At 65.1% G+C, this 24,825-nt stretch carries 22 protein-coding genes; 3 read left to right on the forward strand and 19 right to left on the reverse strand.

From position 1 onward, the window contains the following. Nucleotides 1–2: 2 nt before the first annotated feature. The 3 genes from LQ327_RS22510 to LQ327_RS22520 form a co-directional block, all read right to left on the reverse strand. A complete protein-coding gene (locus tag LQ327_RS22510) occupies nucleotides 3–716 on the reverse strand; it encodes an acetate uptake transporter (protein WP_230738003.1) in 714 nt (237 codons plus the stop codon). A gap of 321 nt (nucleotides 717–1,037) precedes the next feature. Beyond that, nucleotides 1,038–2,564 carry a glycosyltransferase gene (locus tag LQ327_RS22515; RefSeq protein WP_230738004.1) on the reverse strand — a complete coding sequence of 509 codons (1,527 nt, stop codon included), beginning with the start codon at nucleotides 2,562–2,564 and terminating at the stop codon, nucleotides 1,038–1,040. Next, the gene (locus LQ327_RS22520; protein ID WP_230738005.1) at nucleotides 2,561–2,728 is read right to left on the reverse strand and encodes a hypothetical protein; all 168 of its coding nucleotides are present in this window, start codon (nucleotides 2,726–2,728) and stop codon (nucleotides 2,561–2,563) included. Before LQ327_RS22520 ends, LQ327_RS22515 begins: the two co-directional genes overlap by 4 nt. A 255-nt stretch (nucleotides 2,729–2,983) precedes the next feature. Between LQ327_RS22520 and LQ327_RS22525 the strand changes: the two genes are divergently transcribed. Further along, nucleotides 2,984–3,709, forward strand: coding sequence for a class E sortase (locus tag LQ327_RS22525; protein ID WP_230738006.1), 726 nt, complete (start codon nucleotides 2,984–2,986; stop codon nucleotides 3,707–3,709). A gap of 11 nt (nucleotides 3,710–3,720) precedes the next feature. Here LQ327_RS22525 and LQ327_RS22530 read toward each other — a convergent pair whose 3' ends face one another. From LQ327_RS22530 to LQ327_RS22585, 15 genes are all read right to left on the reverse strand, one after another. Then, on the reverse strand, nucleotides 3,721–4,791 hold the full coding sequence (locus tag LQ327_RS22530; RefSeq protein WP_230738007.1) for an LCP family protein: 1,071 nt from the start codon (nucleotides 4,789–4,791) through the stop codon (nucleotides 3,721–3,723). A 24-nt stretch (nucleotides 4,792–4,815) separates the two neighbouring features. Further along, the gene (locus LQ327_RS22535) at nucleotides 4,816–6,186 is read right to left on the reverse strand and encodes a UDP-glucose dehydrogenase family protein (protein ID WP_230738008.1); all 1,371 of its coding nucleotides are present in this window, start codon (nucleotides 6,184–6,186) and stop codon (nucleotides 4,816–4,818) included. A 147-nt stretch (nucleotides 6,187–6,333) separates the two neighbouring features. Next, complete coding sequence (locus tag LQ327_RS35280; protein WP_372460721.1) at nucleotides 6,334–7,143, reverse strand: SGNH/GDSL hydrolase family protein; 810 nt, start codon at nucleotides 7,141–7,143, stop codon at nucleotides 6,334–6,336. After that, nucleotides 7,101–8,120, reverse strand: a complete 1,020-nt coding sequence (locus LQ327_RS22540) for a glycosyltransferase family 4 protein (RefSeq protein WP_230738009.1) — start codon at nucleotides 8,118–8,120, stop codon at nucleotides 7,101–7,103. The genes LQ327_RS35280 and LQ327_RS22540 overlap by 43 nt, the downstream gene beginning before the upstream one ends. 13 nt (nucleotides 8,121–8,133) lie before the next feature. Next, nucleotides 8,134–8,754, reverse strand: coding sequence for an FkbM family methyltransferase (locus LQ327_RS35285; RefSeq protein ID WP_372460722.1), 621 nt, complete (start codon nucleotides 8,752–8,754; stop codon nucleotides 8,134–8,136). A 135-nt stretch (nucleotides 8,755–8,889) separates the two neighbouring features. Then, on the reverse strand, nucleotides 8,890–10,326 hold the full coding sequence (locus LQ327_RS22545; RefSeq protein ID WP_230738010.1) for a tyrosine-protein kinase domain-containing protein: 1,437 nt from the start codon (nucleotides 10,324–10,326) through the stop codon (nucleotides 8,890–8,892). Between the two features lie 23 nt (nucleotides 10,327–10,349). Next, nucleotides 10,350–11,834 (reverse strand): O-antigen polymerase, encoded by a 1,485-nt coding sequence (locus LQ327_RS22550; RefSeq protein WP_230738011.1) that lies wholly within the window; start codon nucleotides 11,832–11,834, stop codon nucleotides 10,350–10,352. A 2-nt stretch (nucleotides 11,835–11,836) separates the two neighbouring features. Next, the gene (locus LQ327_RS35290) at nucleotides 11,837–12,700 is read right to left on the reverse strand and encodes a class I SAM-dependent methyltransferase (RefSeq protein WP_372460723.1); all 864 of its coding nucleotides are present in this window, start codon (nucleotides 12,698–12,700) and stop codon (nucleotides 11,837–11,839) included. Beyond that, the gene (locus LQ327_RS22555; protein WP_230738012.1) at nucleotides 12,597–13,784 is read right to left on the reverse strand and encodes a lipopolysaccharide biosynthesis protein; all 1,188 of its coding nucleotides are present in this window, start codon (nucleotides 13,782–13,784) and stop codon (nucleotides 12,597–12,599) included. The genes LQ327_RS35290 and LQ327_RS22555 overlap by 104 nt, the downstream gene beginning before the upstream one ends. A gap of 73 nt (nucleotides 13,785–13,857) precedes the next feature. Then, nucleotides 13,858–15,048, reverse strand: coding sequence for a glycosyltransferase family 4 protein (locus LQ327_RS22560; protein WP_230738013.1), 1,191 nt, complete (start codon nucleotides 15,046–15,048; stop codon nucleotides 13,858–13,860). A 2-nt stretch (nucleotides 15,049–15,050) separates the two neighbouring features. Next, nucleotides 15,051–16,037 (reverse strand): GDP-mannose 4,6-dehydratase, encoded by a 987-nt coding sequence (gene gmd / locus LQ327_RS22565; protein WP_230738014.1) that lies wholly within the window; start codon nucleotides 16,035–16,037, stop codon nucleotides 15,051–15,053. Between the two features lie 141 nt (nucleotides 16,038–16,178). Next, nucleotides 16,179–16,805: an LbetaH domain-containing protein gene (locus LQ327_RS22570; RefSeq protein ID WP_230738015.1), complete on the reverse strand. Its 627-nt coding sequence runs from the start codon at nucleotides 16,803–16,805 to the stop codon at nucleotides 16,179–16,181. Then, the gene (locus tag LQ327_RS22575; RefSeq protein ID WP_230738016.1) at nucleotides 16,805–18,118 is read right to left on the reverse strand and encodes a glycosyltransferase; all 1,314 of its coding nucleotides are present in this window, start codon (nucleotides 18,116–18,118) and stop codon (nucleotides 16,805–16,807) included. Before LQ327_RS22575 ends, LQ327_RS22570 begins: the two co-directional genes overlap by 1 nt. A 47-nt stretch (nucleotides 18,119–18,165) precedes the next feature. Then, on the reverse strand, nucleotides 18,166–19,659 hold the full coding sequence (locus tag LQ327_RS22580; RefSeq protein ID WP_230738017.1) for a sugar transferase: 1,494 nt from the start codon (nucleotides 19,657–19,659) through the stop codon (nucleotides 18,166–18,168). Nucleotides 19,660–19,992: 333 nt separating this feature from the next. Next, nucleotides 19,993–21,459, reverse strand: coding sequence for an ATP-binding protein (locus LQ327_RS22585; protein ID WP_230738018.1), 1,467 nt, complete (start codon nucleotides 21,457–21,459; stop codon nucleotides 19,993–19,995). A 332-nt stretch (nucleotides 21,460–21,791) separates the two neighbouring features. On the opposite strand from LQ327_RS22585, the gene LQ327_RS22590 reads away from it, so the two are divergent. After that, nucleotides 21,792–22,493, forward strand: coding sequence for a hypothetical protein (locus LQ327_RS22590; RefSeq protein WP_230738019.1), 702 nt, complete (start codon nucleotides 21,792–21,794; stop codon nucleotides 22,491–22,493). Nucleotides 22,494–22,538: 45 nt separating this feature from the next. Here the strand turns inward: LQ327_RS22590 and LQ327_RS22595 are convergent, their stop codons facing one another. Next, a complete protein-coding gene (locus LQ327_RS22595; RefSeq protein WP_230738020.1) occupies nucleotides 22,539–23,780 on the reverse strand; it encodes a hypothetical protein in 1,242 nt (413 codons plus the stop codon). Between the two features lie 258 nt (nucleotides 23,781–24,038). On the opposite strand from LQ327_RS22595, the gene LQ327_RS22600 reads away from it, so the two are divergent. Further along, entirely contained in the window at nucleotides 24,039–24,617 is a 579-nt protein-coding gene (locus LQ327_RS22600) for a hypothetical protein (RefSeq protein WP_230738021.1), read from the forward strand. Nucleotides 24,618–24,825: the final 208 nt, after the last annotated feature.

The following is a 24,825-nucleotide window of genomic DNA, read 5'->3' on the forward strand; positions in this document are numbered from 1 at the left end:
GGTCAGCGCGCCGGCCCGGGGGTGAGCAGCCGGTTCGGGATCAGCGGCCGCCCGAAGGTCTCGTTCACCACGACCTCGAGCGCGGCGTAGAAGCCGATGACGCTCAGCAGGATGCCGAGGTATCCGCCGATACGCACCAGGCTCGTGTTGTCGAACCCGAGTCCCGCGGCCTGGAAGGCGAACACGCCGATCAGGTCGAGGAAGAGCAGGTTGAGCACCAGCGACGTCCGGAAGCTGGCCACCCACACCAGCACCGTCCAGATCGCCCAGCACAGCAGGAACATCGCGAGGGCGTGGTTGGCCGCCGTCGCCGTGGCGAACTCGCTCTGACGGAAGGCGAAGAACGCCCACAGGGCCAGCCAGAACGCCCCGTAGCTGCCGAAGGCGGTCGTCCCGAAGGTGTTGCCTCGCTGGTATTCGCCGATCGCCGCCATCAGCTGCGCGATCCCGCCGCAGAACAGCGCGAGCGGCAGGACCGCGGGGATCGCCGTCTCGCCCAGGAACCCGGCGTTGATGAGGTTGAGCAGCAGGTTGGCGAGGGAGAAGCCCGCGAGTCCGAGTGCGGCCGGATTGGCCAGCGTCCTCACCGTGGCCTCGGAACCGATCCGCGAGTCGGCGAGTGGGTCGTAGGGGTCCGACCCGGGCCGCATCGCGCGAGGTGGCGACGTCGCTGGTGCCATGCCGTCGGTCGCACTCAGGTCATCGGTCGCGCTCATGGCTTCTCCTGACGTCGTGCTGTCGTAGAACGACCCCGCGCCACGACCCGTGTGCGGGTCGTCGCGTCTCAGCCCGTACGCGCCGGCGTCGCGAGCCCCGAGGAGGGATGGGATGGAGGACACGCGGGGCTATCCACCGCTGGCGAGGGATGCGGCTATGGGCCGACCGCCGACCGCCGACCGCCGACCGCCGGCCCCGGCTGCGACGAGCTTGACGGTCACGCCTCGTGACCATCAGGTTTCCTTACGTGATGGAGCGTGGCATCCGTCACCCGGTCGTGTCCAGAGGGCGTCACGACTCGAAGCGTGAGGGACCTGGCCTCACGCTCGGTGCCGTCCCGCCAGCTCGACCTCCGACGCCGGGCCCCACCAGTTCAGCCGCGCCGCCACCGCCGCCGGCGTGTGCCGCGGCCCGGTCCCGGACACGACCGCCTTGTGCGCGGCAACCAGCGCCTTGAGGTCCAGGACCTCACACAGCGACTCGGCGGGCGCCAGTTCCACCGGCGCGCCACCGAAAGAGGTCACCTCGATCTCCTCACGAGTGCCCCACCCGGTCTTCAGGCAGGTCGCCATCCCGTACCAGCGCACCACCCGCAGCACCGTGAACGCCCACAGCGTCGCCACCGGCGAGAGCGCCAACGTCGCCAGCTGCGACCACACCGACTCGTCGGAACGCCGGATCGTCAGGTACCGCAGCGACTGCGCGAACCCGACGATCACCGGGACGACGAACAACAGCGGGCTGATCCCGCCGGCCGCGGCCGGACCGATGATGAACAGCAGCAGGAACAGCATCGTCGCGATCAGCATCTGCGCCCACGCGACGAGGTGGTTCCAGAACGCCACCGAGCTCAGCGGGAGGTACTTGAACCGCCACCAGGAGCGGATGAACGCCCCGCGCATCCAGCGCAGGTACTGACGCAGGTGGTGCGAGAGGTTCTCCGGCATCGCCGTCAGCGCGAACGCCGTCGGCTGCTGAACGGCCTTGCCCCTCGTCAAAGCGAAGATCGTCAGCATCGAGTCGTCGGAGAACTCCACCCCGCGCCCGAAGAACGTCTCGTTCAGGTACGACTCGAGGTGGTCGCGCACCATCCCGCCCCGGTACGCCGCCAGCGGACCGGAGTTGACCAGCACCGACCCCGTCGTCGAGGCCGCCGACCGGTCCACCAGCTGCCCGGTGACGAACCACAGGTCCGTCACGCGGGTCAGCAGGTTCTTGCGGGCGTTGGCGGCGAGGACGATGCCGGCGACCGACTGCACCCGCGGGTCGGCCAGCGGCTTGAGGACCTCCTCGATCGCGTCGGGCACGAGGATCGCGTCCGAGTCGACGGTGACGTAGACGTCGGCGTCGGGGGTGTCGGCGAAGACGAGGCCCTGGGCGTGGCGCTTGCCGCCGTTGGCGGTGCGCACCCACCGGACCTCGACCCCGACGGCCGCCGCGGCGACCACGTACTCGTCGCGCAGGGCCGAGTAGTCGAGCTTCGACCCGTCGTCGACGACGTACACCAGCCCGGGCAGGCGCCGCTGGCCGAGCATCGACCAGAGGCACTCCCGCAGCAGGCCCGGGTCCTCGTTGTAGACCGGGACCGGGATCACGACCCGCAGCGCGTCGAGCTCGCGGTCCTGCTCGGGGGTCGTCGTGTAGGGACTCTCGAGGTAGTAGAGCACCGTCTGCACGCCCAGCATCACGAACGCGACGAGGAAGAGCAGCCCGAACTGCGTTCCGCGCCCGGTGAAGGTGTAGGACGCGGCGACGGCGTGGTGGGCGGCCCAGACGCCGAAGCCGATCAGCGTGACCGCCGCGATCATGATGCCGCGACGACGGGCGCGGCGGACGGTGACGGTCACGGCTGGTGCACGCCCTTGCCGCGACGCCAGCCGAGGCGCAGGGCCACGACGCCGGCCACGATGATCACCAACGCGATCACCGCGAGCCACCACTGCGAGATGAAGACGCCTCCGATCGCGAGGCCGCCGAGGCCGGTGTACGCCAGCCGTCCGTAGTCGTTCACGCTGTTTCTCCTGAGCGCGGTAGGGATAGTCCGTCGGTGTCGCCTCGAGGCCCGGACTGGGCCGAACGAGGCCGACGACTGCTCCCATCGAGATCTTCTCGCCGCGCGTCACCAGGAATCCTGACGAACACCCGTTCGTGTCGTCTCCGGGGTCTCTTCTGCCGTTCGGAGTAACGGAGCGGCCGCGGCGCCCGAGTGCCCTCGGGACACGTGGCGCCGGACGAGTGAGGCGCTCACCGGATCGGGGGCACGCGCATGACCATGCAGATCGACCGTCCGCAGCCGCAGCGGCATCGCCGACGCCGGCCGTGGCTCGTCGTCGGGGTCGCGCTGCTCGCCGTCGGCCTGACGGTGCTCGCGGCGATTGGATGGTCAGTCTGGCGCGACGACGTGACGATGCAGCGCGCCCAGCAGGTCGCGGGCGCCCAGCTGCAGCAGCGATGGAGCGTTCCCGACGACGGGTCCGCGCTGCAGTACGGCGATCCGGTCGCCAAGATCACCATCCCGCGCTTCGGCGCCGACTGGAGCTACACGGTCCTCGAAGGCACCGGCCAGGACATCCTCGCCGAGGGGCCCGGCCACTATCCCGGGACGGCGGACCCTGGTCAGTTTGGGAACTTCGCCCTCGCCGGCCACCGCGTCGGGCACGACGGCGTGTTCGACGACGCCGCGGAGCTCCAGCCGTGCGACCCGATCATCGTCGAGACCCGCACCCAGGTCCTCACCTACCGGATGCTGCCCAGCCCCGGCGAGGCTTCAGGGACCTGCTCCACTCCCCCGACCTCGGTGCCCGGCCGCGAGATCGTCACCCCGGACGCCGACCGTGTCCTCTGGCCAGTACCCAACACCACGGCGACGACGAAGCCCGACCTCGCTCTGATCACGCTGACCACCTGCCACCCGCGCTTCTCGGCCCGTCAACGGCTGATCATCCACGGGGTGCTGACTAACGTCAGGCAGAAGACCGCCTCGTCCAGCTGAGCCGACCTCGCTCAGCGTGGAGCCGCCGGCAGCCGAGCAGTCGGGTGCGTAGCGGCCCAGCCCGCGACGCCGTCGGTGTTCATCGCGAACCACAGCTCGTTGTCACGGGCCTGGTCCAGGTACACGACCGACTGGTCACCCTCCATCCCGGTCCCCGCGACCGGGGCGGTCAGGAACTCGAGCCCGGACGTCCGCAGGCCGCGCAGGTTCCAGATCAGCCCGCGCAGGTCGTTGTTGCTCAGGGTGTCGTCCACCCCGACCCAGCGGGTCAGGGCGTCGGCCAGTCCATAGGCCCGCACCGGGTCCGACAACGTCCCGTTGGTGATCGCGGTGGAGGCCAGGGAACGGAGCGCGTTCTGCTGTCGCCGCACCCGGTCGAAGTCGCCGCCCGGCAACCCGTAGCGCTGCCGCACGTAGGCCAGCGCCTGTGGACCGGCGAGGTGCTGCGGCCCGGCGGGGAAGTTCACCCCGAAGTTCGACGTCGCCGCCGGCAGCGTCACGTCGATCCCACCGGCGGCATCCGTCATGTCTGCGAACCCGGCGAAGTCGATGACGGCGAAGTGGTCGACCCGCACCCGGGTCAGCTGCTCGACGGTGTTCACCAGCAACGCCGGCCCGCCGAACGAATACGCGGCGTTGATCTTGTTGATCCCGTGGCCTGGGATAGGCACCCACGAGTCACGAGGGATCGACACCAGCGACGCGTGAGACCCATCGCGGGCGATCGTGGCGAGCATGATCACGTCCGAGCGCTGAGCTCCGGGCACGAAGTCTGACGCCGTCGCCTGGCTCCCGGTAGTCGGATCCGGCGAGCGGGTGTCGGTACCGACCAGCAGGAACGTCTCGTCCGCCCCGGCGGCCGGCCGTGTCGACGGGTCGATGCCCGCGAACACCCCTGGGACCCGCATGACATCGCCCGCCAGGTGCTCGGTGACGGCGAATATCGCGCCCGCCAGCAGGATCACCAGGACGAGCACGGTGCCGAGGACCCACATCAATCCACGGCGCAGCCGGGCGCTGCGCCCTCGATCAGGCTCCCCCGGCTGCAGCGGCACCAATGATTCGTCGACGTCCTCTGACATTCGTCCCCCCGGACTGGCTCACATTCAGTTGTCGCTCGGGTCGCTCCGGCGGCCGAGGCCGACGGCGGTCAGGCCGGCGCGGCGCAGGGTGGCGGGGTCGACGACGTTGCGGGTGTCGACCACGATCGGGCGCTTCATCGCCGCGGCCATCACCGACCAGTCCAGCGACCGGAACTGCGCCCACTCGGTCAGCACCAGCACCGCCTCCGCGCCCTGGGCCGCCGAGACCGCGTCCGCCGCCAGCGGCACCCCCTCCACCTCGGACGGCGCCGGCTCCCCGTCGCGGAACTTCAACGCCTCCGGGCCGTCCACGAACGCCGGGTCGAACCCCACCAGCTCCGCCCCGGCCTGGCGCAGCAGCGCCGCGATCGCCAACGCCGGCGAGTCCCGCAGGTCATCGGTGCCAGCCTTGAACGTCAACCCCAGCAGGCACAGCCGCACCCGCGACAGCGACCCGGTGCGCTTGCCGGTCACCGCCAACCGCACCTTGTCCACGATCCGCTGCCGCTGCCGGGTGTTGGTGTCGATCGTCGCCCGCAGCAACCGGAACTCGAAGTCCGCCGCGTCCGCGACCTGCAACAACGCGTGGGTGTCCTTGGGCAGACACGACCCGCCCCACCCCGGGCCGGGCGAGAGGAACGCCTGCCCGATCCGCCGGTCGTAGCCGATGCCCTCGGTGACGTCCGCGATGTCCGCCCCGACCCGCTCACACAACTCGGCCATCGCGTTCACATACGACAACTTCATCGCCAAGAAGCAGTTCGCCGCGTACTTCATCAGCTCCGCCGACGCCGCATCGGTCAACACCGTCGGCGCACCCAACCGCGCGTACAACGCCGCCACCCGCTCCGCGGCGTCCTGGTTGTCCGACCCCACCACGATCCGGTCCGGGCCCAGGAAGTCCTTGACCGCCGACCCCTCACGCAGGAACTCCGGGTTCGACACCACCCCGATGTCGGCGCGCTCGAGCATCTCCGCGGTCCGCTCCGCGGTCCCCACCGGCACCGTCGACTTGTTCACCACCACCGTGCCCGGCGCCAACGACGCGCCGACCTCCTCCATCACCGACTCCACCGCACGCAGATCCGCGACCCCACCGGCACCCATCGGCGTCGGCACGCACAGGAACACGACCTCCGGGGAACGGCCCTCCTCGAACGACGCCAACGCCGCCGAGTTGCCCACCACGAACGACAACCGCCCCGCCGAGGTCTGCTCCGAGACCAACTCCGACAGACCCGGCTCCACGATGTCGACCACCCCGCGGCGCAACCGCTCCACCTTCGCGGTGTCGATGTCCGCGCACACCACCTCGTGACCCAACGACGCCAGACACGCCCCCGTCGTCAACCCGACGTAGCCCGTCCCCACCACCATGACCCGCCGTGCGAACACGCAGGACTCCCTCTCCGTCCGCCGCTAACCGCTGGCATCTCTGCTGCGTAATGGGGCGCTCGACCACATACCTCAAACCATCACCGGGTCGAACCTCGACTCTCCATGAATCGGCACCCACCCCGCCGAGAGCAGGTGGCCCCCGCCTCAGGCTCCCGCGCATCTCAACGACTCATTTGCGGCTGACCTAACGTCTCCTTCAGCAGATACTACGCCGAGCCGAACCAGGTCATCGCCGAGCAGCGTGGCCATTCGTTGGTGCCCCGCGTCAGTCGGGTGAACGCCGTCTGAACCAATTAACCCTGGAATGCCAGCCGGAAGCCAATCCTCTCCTGACGCGTCTATATATGGCAGCCCACACGAATTCGCAGCTCGTCTCATCGCGTCGTCTAACGCAGCGAGCGATCCGGTAGCTCGGCCCGGGCTAATCGGCCCAACCACGACAATTCGTACCCCAGGTAATCGACCCGCAATAACTGCATATAGATTCTTCGCGGCAGCCTCCGCTGAGGCCGGTTCCGCATGTCCGTCGTTTATACTTCCCTCGACTAGGATCAGGCTCGGATCGTGAGATAGAACTGCGGGCAATTGCGCGAGCGCATACGGAGGAGATGTTGACGATGCATGTGCATACCCAGTCCCTCCGACCGCGGCGTTCAGGCTGTTCCAACCGAATCGACCAGCTAGCAGGCTCGCAATATTCGACCGCCCAATCCCACCCAACTTGGTTCCCGCAAAGTACGAATCACCTACGAACGCGACTGTCGATTCTCGCGCATCTTTGTCGTTGGGTCGAAGCAGCAACCAACAACTCAGCCCAACGCTCAAAACGACGAGGACCCATACGCTCGCCCTGGCGACTCGAATCGTAGACATAACACTCTTCCAGGCTCGGCAGCGACCATATGTCGAATCTATCCGACCACCAAATCCGCGAGATTGAATCGCATTTGGCATTCCTCAAACGCCTTGAACGCTTGCTCGGATGAACTCGTCCAATCGTCACTATTTGTGACAAGCTCATACCGATCAACAAAGTCTTCCAGCGCAACCGAATTGACAAGCCATCTTTGCGGAATAATCTCCGAGATCGCTCCGCGTGCAGACGCCAGTACCGGCACACCAGCCGCCAGTGCTTCGAATAGCACCATCGGCGCAGCCTCGTTTGCATACGATGTCGGAAACAAGAACCAGCTCGATTCTTGGAGCACGGCCTGAACACCGTTCGAATCTTGCGGGCCAAGCCAAGAGAATTCCGGAATAGTCCTGTCATACTCCTGAATGATGCTCCGCAGCTCTCGATCTTCACACGGCCCAACCAAGGATAGCCGCACGTCCGGATGTCTGAGCCTGAGCGCCTGCCACACCTCGATCACACGGACTGTCCCTTTCCCCTCCGAAAGGTTCGACACGTGCACGAGATTTCTGTGATCTCCGCCACCTCTAGCCTGTGCCGGTTGCTCAACAAAGTTTGCGTTGCTTAAAACAACAATTTCGCTTAGTGGCTTATAGATCGATCGGAAGCTATCTGCCATGGAACTGGTAAGCAATAGATGCCTAGCATTCTGCGGGCACACTTTAGAAACTATGCTCATTGCCAGGCGCCTCTTATTGAGGTACGCATAGGAATGATGATGCAGGATCAGCTTGACTCCGACTAGTCGTGATAGTAAGACAATCGGAATTTCATACCATAAGCCCATACCTCCGGATAAACTGACGTAAACTCTGTCCGGCTTGCGGCAGACCGTAAGGCAGGCAAGCAAATGTTTCCAAATGCGGCGGAAATGATAGGTGATTCCCGACCGCAACCCCGGCCCTATATCGATCGCAGTAACAGCATGGTCTTTACCAACCGTTTCTAGAAAGCGCCGCGTCACGACGCTTGCACCATGGACGGGCGGCGGCAAAGGTCCAATCCAAACAATCTTCATTAGTCCTCAACGCCTAACAACGCTCGAAAAAGAAGTCATGCTTCGACATCTGCTCCACGCGCTTAAGATGTCCCTGCAGAGCTTTCTCAACTCGCTCGATGTCCCCAGTCTCAATCAATAGATAATCCGGGGTGTGTCGATCTAGATCTAGTCCTGCCAAGAGCTCATGCTCCGCGCCCTCCACGTCCACACTCATGAACGTAGGGCGCCCGAGCCCGCTCCGATCGATGAGAGTCGAAATCGTCGCCGCCGGAACCCTGAAAGTCGTTGCTCCTTCTATCGCGCGATCTAGCCTTCGCTTCTCTTCATTAGACTGTTGAAGGCCCAGAGACACCGACATTAAATCAATATCAACAAGGTCAATATAGGCATCTGGTCTATCGTCCGAGATACAAGCGGAATTCAGTACCACCGACGCCGGCCGCCACCGCGCGGCTCTCCGCGCGAGCTTAGGATGTGGTTCGATCAGGATACCTTTCCATCCTTCGAAGCGTTCTAGACGATACGTATTGCTCTGCGAGAATCCATCGTTCGCCCCGACCTCTAGAAATATTCCGTCATCAGGCAGGCGCGGAACAACCTGCCGGTCCAAGCGAAATGCCGCGGGCCACGAATACCGGTCCGACCCGAGCATCTCGAATCCCCTGGCCCGATAATATCTAACCGTCTTCCGAATTCCAACCGGTATCGCTGTTTGAACTCGCTTGCGCAGATTTGAAACCACTCTCGACGCTCCAAAGGTACTGTGATTCTCTATTGTCTTGAACTCTTAGTGGCGTTGCCAAGGGGTAGGACGGACCTGCTCAGTCGTCGTAGCCTCGTCTGCGTCGGCGCTCGGCTGAGAACGTCGCGACTCGTCTGAGATATCGCTCTTGGCAGCCTTGTAGCTGTAGTTCCCATACCGGGCCGAAGAAGGTGCCGCGAGCAGCACTATGCCTAGCACATGCGCAGACACCGATGCCATCAAGTCGAGCGCATCCTTCACCCGCCGCTTGTCCGTAGCCCCTGCACGAACCACAAACAAAGAACCATCGCTCACTGCGGTCATAGCCAGGGCGTCGGCTACAGGAAGCACCGGTGGTGCGTCGATCAGAACCATATCGAACGACTTTGAGACTCGCTCGATCAGAAGTCGCATCTGGTCCGAAGAAAGGAGTTCGTTAGGATTCGGCGGCTGTGGCCCGCTGGCGAGAACAGACAGCCTCGGTATATGGGTCGGCTGAATCGCATCGTCGGCACCCACACGACCTGCTAGTACGCTAGATACGCCAATCGCGCGCTCCACACCGAATACATCCGCAACGGCGGGGCGCCGCAAATCTCCGTCGACAATCAGAACCGTTCGACCGGCATCCGCTAAAACCGCGGCTAGATTGCAGACCGCCGTAGTCTTCCCTTCACCTTCCACTGCGCTTGTCACGAGGACCGTCCGAGGCGGCTCGTCGACATTCATGAAATCTAGGCTGGTGCGCAGTTGGCGGTAGGCCTCGGCCACAGGTCCAGGTTCGTTGCGGACGGCGAGCCGGTCCGAACTTACGGGGATCGCCCCAACCACAGAAACGTCAGTCGCTAGCCGGAGTTCGTCCACGTTGTGGATGCTACGGTCGAGATTTTCTCTCACTGCGGCCACGAATAGCCCTGCAAATAGCCCAGCTAGAAGTCCAACTCCAATATTCAGTCCGGCCTGAGGTGAAACGATAAGATCATTTGGTGTAGCCGGCTGAACCACTCGCGCAGCGACCGCGGGGGGAAGCTTCGAGTCAGAAGGCTGCTCCAACTCTCGAATCAGGTTGCTGAAGGATGCGGCGAATCTGTTTGCGTAGTCAGCCGCTTGGACAGACGACTGATCGGTCGCAGTAATCTGGAGAACAACAGTGTCGGGCTCGGAACTCGCAGTTACCTCCTTCAGTAGATCGTTCGGCGACACTCCGTTGTTGAGTGAATTCGCAACATCTGAGGCTACACGAGGGCTTGCCGCGAGCTCAACGTAGGACTCGATCCGTTGTTGCGACAGAAGTCCGCCCTGGTATGCACTTTGAGCATTCTCAGCCGAAGGCGCACTGCTGATGTACAACGTTGCGGTCGAAGAGTACTTCGGGGTTGTCAAGAGCGTGACGGCAACCGCGCTGAGCAAGCCGACCGCCACAAATGCCACAATAATCAAATAGCGAGAGCGGATAACTCTCCAAAGCTCCACGAAGGTCATTGGGTTCTTCTCCTCTTCTCTGATTACAGGCGGACTGATAGAGTCTCGGGCGTCGGCGCGTCTCTTTGCTCAGTAGGTGTCTGCCCGATTACCGTCGGCTTACTTAGAAAGAAGAGCGCCACTGTCAGGGCAACGCCTGATCCTACTGACTGCAGTAGCGAGCCACGAACTACAATTGTCTCGTAGGCGGCAAGAACTGGAGCCAAGACTAGTGGTAACTCGAATTGTCGGGCATGCTTTCGATACTCAGATCTGAAGATAGAATCTAGCTTGCTGGTTATAACGCCAAATATCAGGAGAAAAGCGAACACCCCGAACCATCTGTACTCGATGAAGCCTTCAGCCCATAATGGGCTGTCGAGGTTAAGGTTCGGGTAGTTAATGCTATTCGCAAGAAGTGTTCCTGTATTGTTTGGTTTGCTCAGCCACAGGCTACGGGGAACAAAGAACAGAATAGCGCCAAGTGTTTGATATCCCCAAGTAATCCCTTCAGCACTTGCCAATCGTATCGCCAACGCTACATCTGTAAACGCACCGTAATCAGTCTTGCCAGTCATGAAGTCGAGTGGCGACGCCAGACGGATTACTCCCGGATTAGAATTCCGGAAGTAGTCTAAATAAGGAAACGCAAAGACAGCGGCCGCAATGTACGTCAATCCGACTGCAGTCCTGCCGACAACGCTTTGTGAGCCGCTATAAATGAATAGGAAGCTCAGTACGATAGTAAAAAACCAATACCGAGAGTTCGAGATCGGATTGTTAATAGCGGCGTTGCAAAGGAGGAGCACGCCAACTGTAAACCACGGCAACACTCTGTCGATGCGAACATGGCGTCTCTTAATGCACCAAATCATACAGAACAGGCTAATGAAAGTCGCGACGTTCGCGAACGTTCGTAAGCTGCCACCGAGGGCATTCGAGTCTGCCGAGTACAGGCCGTTATCCCGCAAGACTGTAGAGACCGCGCGTCGACTCGCGAAGAGAGTCTCTATTCCACCGAAAGCAGAGATGAAAAACGGCATCGCAACAACGGTCACGGCCGCGAGCACGTAGACTCTGTCCACTGAAATATTTCTCTGCATCAACCGCGGAGTTTGCGTCATTCGACGGAACCCAAGGCGTTGTCCGAAATCATAGGCGACGAAACCAAGTAAGACGACAAGGTTGGTTCGAACGTAAAGATCAGAAGGGATGTACGCTCCAAGCGGGTTTCTCCCAACCATCCCTACGGCTAGACCAGCCAGGCCTAACCAGACGTAAGAGAATCCCCAGAAGGCTAGCGACAGCCATCGAGGTTCTGGCTCCGCGCAAATCTGTACGAACTTGTATGCGCTATAAGCTAGGACCAACCCGCTGAGCGTGAGGCCGAACAGTGAAGTAGCTCGTGGCACTGCACCGATTTGAGGTACGACGACAACAACCAGGGGCAGGGCCAACATGACTCCTAATTGGAGCATGGTGCTGCCGCGTAAGCTGCCCGAACGGAAGTGGCCGATTGGAGTACTCACGATTAATAGGTCCTCTTACGCACAAAGATCATCAACGTCGACTTACAGTACGCTGGAGCCAACTTCTCCAAAGAAGACTGAATCCTCGTGAAGGCATACGAGCCGGCCCCATAGGCCGGATCGGAACCATACGTATACGTGAAATTCTCGTAGGCCCCCTGCGGAAAGTGCTTCCGGATTTGTCTTAGTGAGTTCAATCGATAAAACGTCGGAAACGTGTCGATCTCCAACTTGGCGGGTTGTACGGTTTTCAGAAACCTTATATGCCAATCGTTCGGAACGGCCCGCGTTGCTACACCGACCATACCCCACCTGTTGGGGGTCCTCGCGCAAAGCCATCCGCCTGGCTTTAGCACCCTGTCAATCTCTGACGTTGTATGTTCCGGGAATTCTATATGCTCAAACGTAAAATCGGAAACTATCAGATCGGCCGTACCGTCCTCGAGAGGAAGTGCGTCCTTTGGATCGAACACTAGCCCTGCGTCGACTTTAGGGTTCTGCAGTACAGCCCCATCCACATCTAGTCCGATGATCTTACGGGCTCTACCCCTGAAGTTTTGAAGGCTCGCTCGGGCCGGAACGCGATCTTCTTCGGAGCGTCCTCGCCCAGCGCCAAGATCTACAATTGTGTCGGTTGACCGGAGCAGCGCGCCCACCCGAGTATAGAACTCGACGCTTCCATCCCGCGGCGTGTAGTCTCCGGCGTACTTTTCCCAGTATTGCAATTTGTTTCGCGTGCTCGTTCCCCTGACCTCTTGCGAACTACGCATTTCCAGTGCCCTCCTCACAGGCAACAAGTTCACAACGCCTGAGCTTTCTGAGTCGAAATTGTGTGGAACCGAGTAGCGACCCTTGGGTAAGAACATAGCCGAGCGCTGCCAAAGAGGCGTCGCCGCTCCTAGCCAACAGATACGTAGCCAAGAGGCCGGCTGCGATCGAGGAGGCCAGAGCGGCCGCGACGAATCCAGTGTCGTGCCGGTTCTGGAGGATCACAATGGCCGATTGGTTCAACGACAGGAGAGATGCCCCGAAGCACAAGATAATGAAAGTAGTAACAGACGATTTGTAAGAATCCGTCAACAGCAGCGGAATCAAGAAAGGGCCGACGGCAGCTGCGATCAACGGAGCAACGGCTAGGATTGCCGCAAGCTTCTGGATTCGGCGCTCTTCACGCAGTAACTGCGCTCGCTGATCTGATGCCCTTGCAAGCCACGGTGCGGCGACAGCCGCCATCGATTGCGACATAAACGTTAGGGGGCCCTGCAGGCGGCCCGCAGCGCCGTAGAGACCTGCAGCGTAGATGCCGCCTCCCACAGAGACGGCGGGGGTATCGAGTTGCTGCGCAGAGCCGCTAAGGCTACTCAAACCATAAGTGAACGCCGCCCTCTGAGCGCTCGCACTACGGCCAAGATCAGTCGGTTTCGACCGCGGCGTGCCTCCGGTGATCAAATTCGCGCATCCTTCTAAGGCCCAAGCCAGCACTAAACCGGCTGCGAGTGCAAGTATAGGGTTCAAGAATCGGCCAGCGACAACGAGCCACAGAACAGCAATAACGCGAGCTAGGACTTGATTCCGACTGCAGAGCCCAAATCGCTTCTGAGCCCGCAGGAGTGCGTTAGAGGACTGTGCCTCCCAAGTGAATAGAGCAACCAAGCCCACAAGGAATGCGCTGAGCGAATCGAGGCCAGTCACAGACGACGCTACGAAAGCTACCCCGACGAGCACCGGCGCGGCGACCTGCTTAGCCCGAACGATCCCAAAGGCTTCCGCTACCGTCAATCGCGCGCTCGCTACTTCTCTTACCAAATAGCTCGAGAGCCCCATGTCAAAGAGCACGACCAAGATCGTCGCGACGGAAAGCGACACGACGGCCTGTCCGAACACGGCTGGAGAAGCTGCGCGGGCCGTCAGAAGATACATGACGCCGATAAGCAACTGCGAGATCACCATCGACGAGCTCACTCCACTCAAAGCACCTAGGAGTGAGCGAAGGCCGAAAGACTCATTTCTCGACATCGATTGATTACCGCTCTGTTGCATTAGAGCGCGCGGCCGACTCGATAATCTCGGCCACGAGTTTCTCGAGGCCGAGCCCGGGCTTCAAGCGTCGAATAGGAGGATCTGCAATCCATCCATCGAACTCCTTTACCGATTTAACCATCGCCTTGGCTAACGAGGCTGAGTCCGGCTCCGAGACATACACGCCTGGCATATCTCGCACATATTCTGCCGACCCGGCCTGGCTCGAAACCACGGCATGGAGACCGGCTGCGAGGGCTTCGTTAACTACGAGTCCCCACACTTCTTGCATGCTCGGGAGGACAAGGGTCTGCGAAAAAGCGTACTCGCGCCACAGATCTGCCCCATTAAGGTGGTCTCGAAATCGAACGTCGGCGTCTGGGTGAAGCCGCGCGGCCCGGTCCTTGAGGTCAGCGTTAAGCGGGCCAGTTCCGACGATCGAGAGCCTGGCGGGACCGGTTTGCTTTACTACTACCTCGAATGCGTCCAAGAGGGCCGCGACGTTCTTTCTTTCGATCAGTTGGCCCACGTAGAGGAAGGTCTGTTTCTCGCCACCCAAGGATGTTCTGATGTTGTTGACATCTTCCGCAATCTGGTCGACGTCGACGTTGTTCAGAGCCTCAATTACAACGGGACGTTCTCCAAGCAAATCCCTGACATTCGATGTGGACGCCGGACCACCCGTAACTAGCACGTCCGCCGCGCTGAGAATTACACGGCGTAAGGTGGCCGCAGGGCCGGAGTGATATCGCCGCGATGTAACTGTACTGCGGTACCCCAGTGAGATCGGAACGCCTTGGGTCTTCGCCCAAAGGATGGTCTGCCAGTAGGCAGGAGATTCCCAGCCGTCGATATGCACCCAGTCCGGTCGAACAGTTCTCAGGATACGAAGGAGTCTGATCGACGGTCTATGCAACGCAGCTGCAGACATCTTCTTCGGTCGAGAGGAGGCGAGGATAAACTCAGCCTGCCCGATCTGCGGATCCCCGTCATGCCCATCTAACGGGTTCATGCAGACGACGGTGAGGGAGAGGATCTCGGAGAGCCAGCTCCAAGTTGACCAGCGATACCGCATGGGAAAGTTCGTCAGCCAGACAAGTCGTGGGTGGGATCGAATGTCACCATCCAGCTTGAGATCGTTCGAGAACTTATGATCCATCGGGTTGGCCGCCGGATAATCACCGTTGGAAGACATGATTAAGGCTCCCCGATTCTCGTCTCGGCAAGCTCGGCGTCGACCATGATGTGGGCGAGCTGCTCGGGCATGGTCTGCGCGGTCCAGCCGAGTGTCTTCTCGGCCTTCGAGGAGTCCCCGATCAGCGAGTCCACCTCGGTCGGACGCAGATAACCCTCGTCGAACCGGACGTGGCGCTCCCAGTCCGCGCCCACGTGCTCGAAGCAGTACTGCACCCACTGGCGCACCGTGGTCGCCGTGCCGGTGGCCAGCACGTAGTCGTCGCCCTGGTCGGCCTGCAGCATCCGCCACATGCCCTCCACGTACTCCGGCGCATACCCCCAGTCGCGGACCGCATCCAGATTGCCCAGGTAGACGAACTCCTCCTTGCCCTGCGCGATCCGGGCGGCGGCGCGAGCGATCTTGCGGGTCACGAAGGTCTCGCCGCGGCGCGGGGACTCGTGGTTGAACAGGATCCCGTTGACCGCGAACAGGCCGTGCGCCTCGCGGTAGTTCCGGGCCATCCAATAGCCGTAGAGCTTCGCCGCCCCGTACGGCGAGCGCGGGTAGAACGGGGTCACCTCGGACTGCGGCGGCGGGGTCGCGCCGAACATCTCCGAGCTCGAGGCCTGGTAGTAGCGGGTGTCGATCCCGACCATCCGGATCGCCTCGAGCAACCGGGCAGTGCCGAGCCCGGTGGTGTTGCCGGTGAACTCCGGCTCGTCGAAGCTCACGCGCACGTGCGACTGCGCCGCCAGGTGATACACCTCGTCCGGGCGCACCTTCTCGATCAACGTCACCAGCCGGCTCGAATCGGTCAGGTCGCCGTAGTGGAGAACGAGGCGCTGCTCCGGGTCGTGCGGATCCTGATACAGGTGCTCGATCCGACCGGTGTTGAACGTCGAGGAACGCCGGATGATCCCGTGCACCTCGTAACCCTTGGCCAACAACAACTCGGTCAGATACGAACCGTCCTGCCCGGTGATCCCCGTGATGATTGCGCGCTTCATCGCTCTAATCCCCCGACTGGTCTTCCGAGCTCCGCACCGGTCTCTTGGGGACCGGCGGACGGGGTCTCGCGATGCCGAGCCCCTGGGCGTAGCGCAGTGACGCTGCGCGTTCGCTGACTACATGCTGTGTCCATCGCACCCCTAAGTGCGTCCCCCACGTGACTGTCCAGCAACATTGCTCGTCGCGTCGGGCCAAGGTAATGGGCTCGATGGAGCCTTGCCACCCCGGGTCTGCTTGAGTTGCCCCTCGGGGCTGCTCGGACGGGTGATCTCAGGTGCGCTCCCCTCCTGCTGGAACACGACCCCGGCTGGAACCAGACCGTCGGCCGGCACCGTCGCGCCGCGCAGAACGATCGCCCGCAGAGCGACCCAGGCACCTTCGCCAACGACGATCGGAGCGTTGTCGTACTCGAAGTTCGGGTCCCGCCGTCGGTGCGAGCCAGTGCAGAGGAATGCTTCCTGCGAGATACACACCTGGTCGCCGATCATGATCGGTTCGAGGTTCAGGAGCCAGACTCCCTCGCCGATCCAGCAGTGCTCGCCGACCGCGAGCTTCCAGGGCCAGTGCACCTTGACGCCGTTCCGGATATTGCAGCCACGCCCGACCTCGGCGCCGAAGGTACGTAGGATCGTGGGGCGGGTCCGCGCCGGGCACCACCAGGCCTGGAACACCAGGTGGGAGACCACCCACCACGCGATCTGCCATGCCGGAGACCGGCCCTTGTCGTAACCGACGCCCGTGAAGTCCTGCAGCCGTCGAGTGGTCATCAGGCACGGTCCCGAACCAGCGGCGCCGGCACGACGGCCGAACGGGTGGAACGACGGCGAGCAAAAGTACGCTGCGTAGGGATCGAAGGGCCCAGCACCCGCTCGGCCAGGTGCTCGACCCAGCCGCAGTAGGCGGTGCGAGCGGCCTCCTCGGCGAGGGCGTCACGGGCGAAGAGCTGACCGCGGAGACCCATAGCGAGCCCTTCTTCCTGGTTCGCGCCCAGAGCCAGGACGGCACCGAGAAGGTCCTGAGCGCTCCCGGGCGCGACGCACATCCCGCCGCCGGAGACCTCGACCTCCGAGGTCGCCGCGCTCTTCGGGCTCGTGGCCGCGACCACCGGCCGGCCCGACGCGAAGTACGAGGTGAGCTTCGAGGGGACGCACATCTCCTCGACGCCCGGCTTCTCGTTGAGAACCAGGACGTCGGCCGCGGACATCGCGGTCTGGAACTTGTCGCCGGGCAGCGGGTCCAGGAACTGCAGGGTCGAGATCCCTCGGCCGAGATTCTCGAGGTGCGCGCGCTGGTTGCCGGTACCGAGGAGGACGAAGCGGACCGGCAGGTTCTGCTGCTCGGCGAGCCGGGCCGCCTCGATCACGTTCTCCAGGCCCTGCTTCGCACCCATGTTGCCAGCGTGCAGGGCAACGATCTCACCGTCGCGCCACCCGAGCTCGCGACGCAGCGCCGCCGGGTCGCCCGTGGTGCCCTTGAGGTGCGTCCAGTTACGGATGGTCGTGATCCGGTCCTGCTGGACGCCGAGCCCGACCAGCGAGCGGCGGAAGCTCTCGTGGATGGCGACGACACCGTCGGCTCGACCGAGGAGGCTCCGCTCGAGCTTGTCGGCCGCGCGGGCTCCGCGACCGCCGAGGCAGCCGGTCTCCGCGATCGCGCGTCCGTAGAGGTCCTGGGTGATCACACCGACGGCCGTGCGACCGGTGGACTTCCACCGCAGCGCCGCCCCGACCGTGAGGAGCGCGGGGCTGACCGCGAGAACGACGTCCGGGCGGGCCTGCACGGCGCGCATCGCGTTCCGAGCGAACGCGGCCTCCATCAGGATGCGGCTCTTGCCGGTGGGGTTCTCCGGAACCGGGTGGGCGACGCGGGTGACGCGGACGTCCCCGTCCATCTCGGTGGTGCCCGACCGGAATCCCTCAGCGACCCTCCAGTGCGGGTAGTGCGGCAGACCCGTCACCACCTGCACGTCGTGGCCGGCGTCGGCCAGGAAGTGCGCCATGCCGGTGGTGTACGGCGCGATGCCTGTGGGCTCGGGCGCGTAGTTGAGGCCCAGGATCGAGACGCGAAGGCGGTTGGACATAGTGGTCTCCCCGGAAGAATGAGAAAGAATTGTTGGAAAAGTCGGTGTCAGTACGCGCCGCGCCCGCGGAGCACGGCACCGACGGTCTTCCAGAGAATGTTCACGTCGAGCACCGGCGACCAGTTCTCCACGTAGCGGAGGTCCAGGCGGACCGACTCTTCCCAGCTGAGGTCGGAGCGTCCGGAGACCTGCCAGAGGCCGGTCATGCCCGGGCGAACCAGGAGCTTGCGGCGGGCGTCGTCGGCGTAGGTCGCCACCTCGCGACCGAGCGGCGGACGGGGCCCGACCAGGGACATCGAGCCGCCGAGCACGTTGAGCAGCTGCGGGAGCTCGTCGAGCGAGAGGCGGCGCAGCGTCGCGCCGACCGTGGTGACCCGGGGGTCGGCCTTCATCTTGAACAGCGGGCCGGCGGCCTCGTTGGTCGCGGCGAGAGCGGCGACCTGCTGGTCGGCGTTGACGACCATGGAGCGGAACTTGACCATCCGGAACGTCGAGCCGTTGAGGCCGATGCGCTCCTGCCGATAGAAGACCGGGCCCCCGTCGCGCTTGATGAGCACCGCGATCGTCAGGAAGACCGGGGCGAGCACGAGGAGCAGGGCGGCAGCGCCGAGACGGTCGACGCCGGCCTTCACCGTGCGGGTCACGCCGTCGAAGCGGGGCTCGGTGAGGCGCAGCATCGGGATGCCGTCTACCGGGGCGACGTGCAGGCGGGGCCCGCCGATCTCCATGAGGCCCGGGTCGACGACCAGGTCCACCCCGGTGCCCTCGAGCGCCCAGGCCAGGGCCTGCAGGCGGCGGGGCGACCAGCCGGGCGTCGGGGCGATGGCCACGACGTCGATGCCGAGCTCCGCGACGTGGCGGGCGACCTGGTCGAGGTCCCCGACCACCGGGACGCCGTCGACGGTCGCGTGGCCATCGACCGGACCGGTGGAGGTGCAGGCCGCGACGACGTTCCAGCCGTGGTGCGGAACGCGACGGGTGCGGGCGACGAGGTCGGCGATGCCGTCCTCGGTGCCGACCACCAGGACCGAGGACATGCAGACGTTCTCGCGACGCGCGGCGTGCAGCACCCGGCGGATCAGGTACCGGCCGGCGAGGATGGCGGCGCCGGTGACGGGGAGGACCCCGACAACCCAGGGCCGGAGCTCGTCGGCCTTGAAGAGGTAGCCGACGAGGGCCAGGACCAGGCTCGCGCCCAGGAAGGCTCGGACGAGGCGGTTGAACTCCTCGGCGCCCTGCCCGATCACCTGGGCGTCCCAGCAGCGCATTGCGGCCATCATCGTCAGCGCCACCCCTGCACCGATGCAGCTGAAGGCGGCGGCGGTCGAGATGTCCCATGAACGGACCGCTACACCGAGGGCGATCGCGACCGCGCAGACCGCGACGATGATCCCGAGGTCAGCGGTGACGACGGCCCGGACGAGCAGCGTGCGCCACGTGCGAATACGAGCCGGCGTGACCGCCACCCGCTCCTGCGAGGACCGCGGCCCGGGGACGATGACGTCCCGGGTTCCCCCCGCGATCCCGATGTCCGTGCTCACGTTCAGTGACCCCCCATGGTCACGGGGGCTCGCGGGAGGAGTAGCGACGGGGGCGCCTTGGTTGACCCCCGACCGCGTCACCGCCAGCTTCGCCCTGGTGTGCGCTTGACCCGGCTATCGCCACTGCGAGCGTGGTCCGTTACCCGCTCCGTATCAGCGTTCCGGTGTGTCGTCGCGACACGCCGGAAAACCTTGATGCGGACCTTCTGAGACTCACCCGTTCGGTTTAGTCATAGAACGAACCGTGCCACACAGCGTCGCCCCCGACGGACGCAGACTGTGCGTCCTCGGCCTTTCGGCGACCTTTCAGCGTTGTCAACGCTGTGTGACAGATCACCCCTTCGAGGTGTTGCCCTCGCGGAGATCGTCATGTGGCTCGCCGGTGATCGCCTCGACGGCGCCCTCACGGGTGCCATGTCTGCCGAGTACGTCGATCACCTCGGCCACGTGTCGAGCCAGCCCGCCGGACCGTTCGACGACGGCGGACACCAGGGCGTCGTCGGGCTGGAGGTGCGCGAGCCGGCGCCGCACGAGCAGCGCCACCGCTTCCGGGCTGAGCGGGCCGAGGACCCGGGTGGTGACAGCGTGCTGGGCGGCAAGGTCACTGAGCGAAACCGCGCAGTGCGGGTCACCGGCACCGTCGGAGATCCGGGCCGCCAGGACGATGACGACACCGGCCGGCGGCCCCCGACGAGCCAGACCACGCAGCGCCTCCAGCGACGCGGCGTCGGCCTGGTCCGCGTCGTCGAGCGCGAGCAGCAGGGGCGCGTCCTGTGCGAGCCAGGCGAGCCGCTGGTGCACCCACACCCCGAGCTCACAGCCGCGGGCCTCACGACGGACCCCGAGCTCGGCCATGACCCTGCGCCAGAACGCGGCGGCCGGCTCGCCCTGCCGCCAGGCGGAGACGGCGGTCCTGGCCCCGATGCCGTGGGCGTCGTTCACCGCGGCGCGCAGCAGCGCGCTCTTCCCCACCCCGGCGCGCCCGCGCAGGACGACCAGCCGGCCGTCGTCGTGGAGGGCATCGAGGATCGAGTCCCGCACGTCGTCCCGCCCGATCAGCTCGGGGGTACGGGGCCGCTCCCGGGCGGGGCGGGACGTGTCGAGCGAGCCGTACAGGGCACGTAGCTGGGGACCCGGCTCGGCGTCGATCTCGTCGCGCAGGCGGCGCCGCACCTCGAGATAGGTGTCGACGGCGGCGCGGTGCCGGCCGCCGTCGCGCAGCGCGCGGATCAGGAGCGTCGCCAGCTCCTCGTCGAGGCGGTCCTCCGAGATCAGCAGGTCGGCGGCCTCGCCACAACGTCCTGCCGCCAATAGCAGCGAGCCGTGGTGGACGGTGAGCGCGCGGCGGCGCTGCTCGGCGGCGCGGCGGGCCTCGACGAGCCGCTCGGCGTCGTACCCGGGGAAGGGCGTGCCGCGCCAGGCCGCGCGGGCTGCCTCGTGGTCGGCGACGTCGTCACCGTGCAGGGCGGTCTCGGTGAGGCGGTGGAAGCGCAGCAGGTCGACGGCGTCCCGGCAGATGTGCAGCGTGTACGAGCCGGCCGCGGCGGTGATCCATGGTTCCTCGCGCTCCCCCAGCCAGGCCCGCAGGCGGCTCAGGGCGATGTGGAGGGTGCTGCGCGGGTTCTGGGGCAGATCCTCGCCCCAGGCCTGGTCGATGAGCACGTCACCGTCGACGGGCTCGCCCGCGTTCAGGGCCAGCACCGCGAGCAGCGCATTGTGGTTGCGGCTCCGCCTGAACTCGGCGACGCCGTCGCGCTCGACGACGATCCCTCCGAGCAGACGGATCTCGACGTCGGTCATCGTTCCCCCCGGGTGTCACGTGGAGTGACACAGCGAGCACAGGCTACGTCGATCGGGATCGTTTTACGTCCTGCTGGTACGCGAACCGTCTAGAACCTGACCCTCTGGTGGGGTCGACGCGCCCTCGGACACCTGACCGTGGTCTTAGCGGCAGAGCCGCCGCCTCAAGATCCGTCTCCGCTCGAGGAAGTCGCCCTGAACGGTGCGGGGGACGCTGAACCGTGACCTGCGACCCGTAGCTGGCACTGAAACAGGGCGAATAGCCCATATGGCTTCTATCCGGTACCCATGACCATGTCGAGGATTGTCGCGCACCGCTCTGAGGGGGAGCTATGACGAGTAGCGCGACCGAATCGATTGAAGAGTTCGCGGCGGCCGCCCTCCGGGGCGGCGTGTCGACCACGATCTGCGATGCACTGGTGGCGCTCCGACCCCCCGGGGACCTACTCGCACCCCGAATGGAGATGTTGATTCCCGAGTCCACCCTTCCTGGCCGTTGCGCGATCATCACCGTGGCCATCGAGCTGGCGGACGACCGTCGATACCGACCCGTCGTCGAACGCCTCTTGGAGGAACCGTCCGATGTAGCGGAGAAGTATCCGATCACCATCTTCGACAGCGGCGCGACCCTGCGATCTGAGGCACTGGGCTGGTGGTTCGAGACCCTCGCGAGCCGGCCGCGGTGGAGATACGAGGCCGACCGACTGATCCATACTCTCACCGGACCTGTCCTCGACCAGTGCCGCGACGCCGCCATCGCCCACCTCACGGTCCCAGGGCGGCGCCCACGGATCCTCGGTGTGTGGGCCGCTGCCGACGTCCTGTGCGCGCTCGGTCGGATTCCGGCCGTCGAGGCGACCTGGCTCCAGTGGATACGCGACGAGCAGTTCACGAATCGCCTCGATCACAGAGGTCCTCACACCCCCGAGAACGGTACTAAGTCTGATCTGGACGGCGCGCTCCGACAGTGCCTCGAGGCGGGCGTGCTCACCCACCAAGATGAGTTGGTGCGCGCGGCCTCTGCCACCGCCTGAGCAGTCAGGAGTTGCTGCTCGGCGTGGAGGTCAACGAAGATCCACTCAAGGGATGATCGATCCCGGTGCACCCGTCATCCGGCCTCTGCGCGGCAGTCCGAACGGCAACGGTGCCACTCCATCATCGAGAACTGTGAGCAACTGACGGATCGCTGCTGACCACGGCGCCCAGCCGGCCCGCTCGGCCAGGGCGGCTGCGGCTGACCAGTCGGCCCGCGCCGTCGCCTCGTCGTCGAGCGTCCAGGCCGCGAGCCCCGTCCACAGCGTCACCGGGCCGAGTACCGCTCCCCCGAACCCGACCAGTACTGCAGCATCCGGGTCCGCGGGCAGGACCTCGCGTACTGAGGCGACCACAGCGCTGTCGCCGAGCCCGCACGCCGCGCCGGCGGCCATCGCGGCCGCAGCGCGCGTGAACCACACCCGCCCGGTCGCCGCCCGCCGGACGTACTCCGCGAGGTGAGCCCGGGCCTCGTCGTCGTGACCTGCGCAGACCTCGGCGAGAGCCGCCGCCGCGGCCCAGGCGGCGGTATTCGGCGACTGCGACGAGGCGTACGCGGCCAGGGTCCCGAGCTCCGAGACCCGACCCTCCAGCAGACGCGACACCAGCAGGTGCGCGCCCGCGGCGATCTGTGCGGACGGCAGAGCCAGTTCGGCGGCCAGCTCCGCGGCGGCCTCGGCCCCGGGATCGCCCTCGGCGAGCAGCATCGCGGCGTCGGCCACCCGCGCCGCCCAGAGGGACCGCGGCCGGGACCAGCGTTGGGCCTCGGTGTCCAGCTCCTGGCAGAGCTTGTGGGCACGTTCGGTGTGCCCGACGGCGAGCTCGGCGGTCATCAGCAGCTCGGTGGCGTCGAGCTGCAGGGACGGGTCCTCGGTCGCGACCGCGAGCCGGTGGGCGTCGAGGGCGACGGCGAGCCGGTCGAGGGCCGGATACGGCTGGTCGACCAGGGTGCGGGCCTCGAGCGCGCGGATCCGGGCCTGCGTCTCGAGGTCGTCCGTGGCGACCGCGTCCGCCAGCGCCCGAGCCTGCTCGACCAGCGCGACGATGTCCTCCCGCGCCGCTCCGGCCTCGCGGATCGTCGCGGCGAGCAGGTCGAGCTGGCGCCGCGGCGGCAGCGACCGGCCGTCGAGGCGGTGCAGCCGAGCGAGTCGTCGGGCATCACCGAGGACGGAGAGTCCCAGCGGCTCGTCACCGATCGCGACCAGCACCGCGAGCTCGTCGTCGCCGGCCTCCAGAGCCGCGTCGAGGGCGGGGGTCTGGTCCGGATCCGTGCTGTTCAGTGCCTGCACCGTGGACGAGCCGCCGCGGCCGGTCGTCGTCGGGAACAGCTGGCCGGGGCGGCGTCGAGAAGCGCGAGGGCCTCCGGCTGTGGCGGCGCCGCACCCGCCGCGTCACGCAGCACGGTGAACCCGTCGGCGCCGTCGAGCGGTTCGAGTTGGAAGGTACAAGGCCGTACGGGTTGTCCCGCTCTGCGACAGGCGTGAAAGCCCGATGAAAGCGCCCCTTGCGCTCATTCCCGCGAACGGGAGTGACGACCAAGGGGACTCATGGCAACGACAGGTGCGCTCGAGGCCATCGCAAGGTGCGGCCGTCGGGACGGGGGCGTACGGCGCGGCGGGCTCGCGGTCGACGCCGTCACCGTCTCGCTGCTCGCGATCGTCGCTCACCTCTGGGCTCCAGTGCTGGTCGTCGCCGTGGCGTGGCGGCTCGCCGTCGTCGGGGTGGTCGACATCGTCACCAACCTGCTGCCGATCCTCGAGGTCGACGGGCACTGGGCGCTGTCGGACTACCTCGACGAGCCCGAGCTCTCGCCCCGTGCCCGGACCGCGCTGGGTCGTTTCCTGCGACGACGTCCTCGTGAGGACGGCGAGCCACGGTGGTTGGCGGTGTACGGCGCGGTCAGCCTCGCGGGTGGGATCGGTCTCCTCGTGGGCGGGGCGCTGGTCTGGTGGGCCGTCGCGCACGACCTCGTCGCCGCTCTGTTCACGGGGAACGTCACCGACATCGTGGTCGGGGTGATCGTCGTCGGGCCGGTGGTGCTCGGTCTGCTGGTCAGCTCGCTCGGCCTGGTCCTCGAGGTGCTCCTCGACCCGACACGGTCCGAGCCGAAAGTGAAAGGCCCCTGAAAGTGTGGCGTGGCTCACTATTGGCAGCGCGTTCAGCACGAGGGGGGCTCGGTGGCCACGCAGTCAAGACGCACCTTCGGGTTCGGAATGATCATCTTGGGTTCGGTGCTGTCACGGACCCGCGAACAGGCGCTGCCACCGAGCGGCGGGCCGGCGCCGACGCCTCAATTGCCGGCGGGACCCGCAGCTCACCGACCACTCCCGCCGC

Source organism: Actinomycetospora endophytica, from assembly GCF_021026375.1.
Classification (GTDB): domain Bacteria; phylum Actinomycetota; class Actinomycetes; order Mycobacteriales; family Pseudonocardiaceae; genus Actinomycetospora; species Actinomycetospora endophytica.

Coding starts and splice junctions, on each gene's coding strand:
- LQ327_RS35285 (WP_372460722.1), bottom strand. CDS start 8,754: ATGCTCGGGTCGGACCGGTATTCGTGGCCCGCGGCATTTCGCTTGGAC.
- LQ327_RS22570 (WP_230738015.1), bottom strand. CDS start 16,805: ATGACCACTCGACGGCTGCAGGACTTCACGGGCGTCGGTTACGACAAG.
- LQ327_RS22525 (WP_230738006.1), top strand. CDS start 2,984: ATGACCATGCAGATCGACCGTCCGCAGCCGCAGCGGCATCGCCGACGC.
- LQ327_RS22510 (WP_230738003.1), bottom strand. CDS start 716: ATGAGCGCGACCGATGACCTGAGTGCGACCGACGGCATGGCACCAGCG.
- LQ327_RS22600 (WP_230738021.1), top strand. CDS start 24,039: ATGGCAACGACAGGTGCGCTCGAGGCCATCGCAAGGTGCGGCCGTCGG.
- gmd (WP_230738014.1), bottom strand. CDS start 16,037: ATGAAGCGCGCAATCATCACGGGGATCACCGGGCAGGACGGTTCGTAT.
- LQ327_RS22590 (WP_230738019.1), top strand. CDS start 21,792: ATGACGAGTAGCGCGACCGAATCGATTGAAGAGTTCGCGGCGGCCGCC.
- LQ327_RS22555 (WP_230738012.1), bottom strand. CDS start 13,784: ATGGTGATCTCGCAGTTGCTTATCGGCGTCATGTATCTTCTGACGGCC.
- LQ327_RS22585 (WP_230738018.1), bottom strand. CDS start 21,459: ATGACCGACGTCGAGATCCGTCTGCTCGGAGGGATCGTCGTCGAGCGC.
- LQ327_RS22530 (WP_230738007.1), bottom strand. CDS start 4,791: ATGTCAGAGGACGTCGACGAATCATTGGTGCCGCTGCAGCCGGGGGAG.
- LQ327_RS22540 (WP_230738009.1), bottom strand. CDS start 8,120: ATGAAGATTGTTTGGATTGGACCTTTGCCGCCGCCCGTCCATGGTGCA.
- LQ327_RS35280 (WP_372460721.1), bottom strand. CDS start 7,143: ATGCCAAATGCGATTCAATCTCGCGGATTTGGTGGTCGGATAGATTCG.
- LQ327_RS22560 (WP_230738013.1), bottom strand. CDS start 15,048: ATGTCTTCCAACGGTGATTATCCGGCGGCCAACCCGATGGATCATAAG.
- LQ327_RS22575 (WP_230738016.1), bottom strand. CDS start 18,118: ATGTCCAACCGCCTTCGCGTCTCGATCCTGGGCCTCAACTACGCGCCC.
- LQ327_RS35290 (WP_372460723.1), bottom strand. CDS start 12,700: ATGTTCTTACCCAAGGGTCGCTACTCGGTTCCACACAATTTCGACTCA.
- LQ327_RS22545 (WP_230738010.1), bottom strand. CDS start 10,326: ATGACCTTCGTGGAGCTTTGGAGAGTTATCCGCTCTCGCTATTTGATT.